This is a genomic window from uncultured Cardiobacterium sp. (assembly GCF_938028185.1).
Classification (GTDB): domain Bacteria; phylum Pseudomonadota; class Gammaproteobacteria; order Cardiobacteriales; family Cardiobacteriaceae; genus Cardiobacterium.
In genome coordinates, this window is the sequence record NZ_CALJAH010000082.1 from 1 (window position 1) to 1,664 (window position 1,664).

The 1,664-nt window shown below is 55.8% G+C and carries 3 protein-coding genes; all 3 read right to left on the reverse strand.

Annotation, left to right across the window (positions count from 1 at the left end; genetic code table 11):
• A partial coding sequence (locus Q0349_RS02675) for a hypothetical protein (RefSeq protein WP_298079333.1) occupies positions 1–557 on the reverse strand: 557 nt, incomplete at its 3' end.
• 56 nt (positions 558–613) lie between these two features.
• Positions 614–1,033: a copper resistance protein NlpE gene (locus Q0349_RS02680; protein ID WP_298079334.1), complete on the reverse strand. Its 420-nt coding sequence runs from the start codon at positions 1,031–1,033 to the stop codon at positions 614–616.
• A 149-nt stretch (positions 1,034–1,182) separates the two neighbouring features.
• On the reverse strand, positions 1,183–1,596 hold the full coding sequence (frdD, locus tag Q0349_RS02685; RefSeq protein WP_298079335.1) for a fumarate reductase subunit FrdD: 414 nt from the start codon (positions 1,594–1,596) through the stop codon (positions 1,183–1,185).
• Positions 1,597–1,664 lie beyond the last annotated feature (68 nt).

Below are 1,664 nucleotides of genomic sequence, written 5' to 3' on the forward strand. Positions count from 1 at the left end.
CAGCGTTCAGAAATGGGCGTATGCGTTTTGGGGGCTGCGGTTGTGATTTCCGGGGTGGGATTGGCGGTAGCAGCGTGGCGATTATCTTGCAGATAGCGCATGGCCACGGCGGCAATCTCCGGTACTAATTCAGCGCGTAATTCCAGTTCAAAGCGTATGGTGGTTTTTGTGCCATCGCGTGTTTCTATGAACAATTTCAGCGGGAAGGCCTCATCGGGATAGCTGATTTTATGCAATTCTGTCCAGCGCCATTGGTGGGCGATACGGTCGCGCAGATTGTAAAAGGTAATGCCCTGGTGGTCGCAAATAACCGCCGGGGTATGATTGCCACAAATGCGGGTCAGGTATTTATGTAGCGGTGTAAGCGCTTTGAGTATTGCCATGAAGAGAGCAATCATGACCAGGTAGTGGAGAATGCCGGAAACGAATGTATCGGCAATAAAGGAAGCCAGTGGCAGAGCAATGACGGCAAGGGCAAAAATGATAATGCCCGGCCAGGCGATGAGGCGCTGCCAGCTTTGGCTGTCGGGGTGGTTGAAGTCGGGTTGGAATGACATGGTTTGGGGAAGATTTTTTAGGCCGGATGCGAATGCCCGGCCTGCGTTATTGAGGTTTATTGTTTTTTCAGGCGGTAGTTGGCGTTTTCTTCTTCGCTGCGGCCGCCATTCGTGCCGTCGCTGTCGCGCATTTCCAGTTGGTTGTCGCCAATAGCGTAGGTGAAACCGTCGCCGTTTTCGTCAAGATGAATCAGGGTTTTGTCGTCGCTTTGGCGGTAGCGGCCAGTAACGGTTTCTGGTTTGGCGTCCGGCACTTCAAGGAAGAGCGTGGTCAGGCGGTAGCTGCCGTCGGCGTTGAGTTCAAGCGTGGTCTCAATGCCGGCGCAACTGGCGCAGGGCAGCACGCCTTTGTAGGTGCCGATAAAGGCAGGCGTGGCTTGGGTGGTGGCGGGTTTGTCGGCGTCGCTTTTTGGCTGGTCGCAGGCGGCAAGGCTGGCGCCGAGGGCGAGGAGGAGGGAAAGGGTCAGTTTTTGCATGGCGAGTCTCCGGTTGAGTTGGGGATGTTTATGACGTCGTCCCGGGCGATGCGGGAAAGGCCAATTTTGGCACAGTCGTAACTGCTGTGAACGTCGCCTGCACGAAAAAGCGCAGCTCCGGCTGCGCTTTTTCGTGTGTGGGGCGGGTTTTAGAACCAGCCGGCGTAGAGGGTGAGGAGAAAGACCGCGATGGTCACGAGGTAGCAGATGTTACGGAAGCGGTTGCCGATGTGGTAGTGCAGGTCGTGCAGCAGGTAGTAGAAGCGGTGTACGCCGTGCCACATCATCGAAAAAATGATGCCTGTGAGTACCAGATAGACGAATTTGTTGGCCACAAAGCCGTGGATGTTCTGATAAAACTCCGCCGGGCTGCCGAGCCAGCCGAAGGGCAGGGCGATGGAGAGGACGATGATAATCGGTGCCAGCGCCAGTGCGGCGATGGTGCCGCCGACGGAGAACAGTCCCCAGTAAATCGGCTTGAAGTGGCGCAGGTGGCGGGCGTGTTCGTAATTGAAATGCCACCAGTAGGTTTTGTTTGCGGTTTTTTCGATGTTTTCGCTCATGGTTTGCTCCTTATGCCAGCCAGGCGACGATAATCAGCAGGATGACGAGGACGCCGCCAAAGGCACCC

Excerpts from the sequence above, each read along its gene's own strand:
- Q0349_RS02680 (WP_298079334.1), bottom strand. The coding sequence starts at position 1,033 with ATGCAAAAACTGACCCTTTCCCTCCTCCTCGCCCTCGGCGCCAGCCTT.
- frdD (WP_298079335.1), bottom strand. The coding sequence starts at position 1,596 with ATGAGCGAAAACATCGAAAAAACCGCAAACAAAACCTACTGGTGGCAT.